This window comes from Paenibacillus maysiensis (assembly GCF_000520815.1).
Lineage (GTDB): Bacteria > Bacillota > Bacilli > Paenibacillales > Paenibacillaceae > Paenibacillus > Paenibacillus maysiensis.
The window spans coordinates 1-1,073 of record NZ_ASRY01000129.1 but is presented as its reverse complement, the minus strand read 5'-3'; the positions used below and the strand labels follow the sequence as shown (position 1 = coordinate 1,073).

Here is a 1,073-nt window from a genome sequence, read left to right as displayed (position 1 = left end):
GTGAATCGAGACGTTGACACCGCCGGCGATCGCCAGTTCACAGCCGCCTTGCTGCAAGCTCTGGCAGGCCAGATGAATCGACGTCAGCGAAGACGAGCACATCGTATCGACGGCAAGGCTCGGCCCGTGCAGGTTGAAGAAGTACGACACCCGGTTGGCGATCGACGAGGGGTTGCCAGACAGGGCAAGCGGTCGGCCGAGGATCGTCTCCTCTGCGCCGTACAGCTGATACTCTTCGTACATCACGCCGACATAGACCCCGACGTTGCCGTCAAGCCCCAGCCCGCGATGTTTGGCGAGCATCTCGCGCGTATACCCCGCATCTTCCAGCGCCTCGTAGACGGTCTGCAGGAACAGTCGCTCCTGCGGGTCCATGATCTCCGCCTCGCGCGGGGAGATGTTGAAGAACTTCGGATCGAATTGATCCACGCCGTCAATAAATCCGCCCCATTTGCTGTTCGTCTTGCCCGCCTTGCTTTTGTCCGGGTCAAAATAGAGGCTATGATCCCAGCGTTCTTGAGGAATCTCCGTGATCGAATCCTCGCCGTCCCGCAGATTGCCCCAGAATTCCTGAAGGTTGCGCGCCCCCGGATAGCGGCCAGAGACGCCGATGATCGCGATGTCCTGTTCTCCCTTGGCCGCCTTCGCAGGTTGCGCGACCGGCGCTGCATGCACAGCCGTCGAACTCGCGGCCAGCCTCGAACGTCTGCGGCTGCTGACAGCCGACGGCTCAGGAGTGGACGCGGACGCCACCGAAGCGGATTCCGAAACCCGCTCCTGCTCCCCGATGCCCAAGAGCTGCTGCAAAAGAACACGATGGGCGTCCAGGAAGTATCCGGTCAGCTCGCGGAGATTTTGATATTCAAAGAACAGCGTTTTCGGCAAGGAGCCAAACGTCTTTTCCAGTTGGTTGGTCAGCTGCATGACCAGAATCGAATCGATGCCGTATTTTTCAAAAGGCGCATTGGCTTCAATCCGGCTGGCTGGCATCTTCAGGACGGAAGAGAGCAACGTCTTGAAATACTCGATCGCTCTCTCTTCAAAATCGCTTGAAATGAAAGTCGGCTCTTCTT

1 protein-coding gene is annotated in these 1,073 nt (G+C 58.4%); it reads right to left on the bottom strand.

Going from position 1 to position 1,073, the window contains the following annotated elements:
* On the bottom strand, positions 1-1,073 hold a 1,073-nt coding region (locus L696_RS28390), incomplete at both ends, for an acyl carrier protein (RefSeq protein ID WP_245233319.1).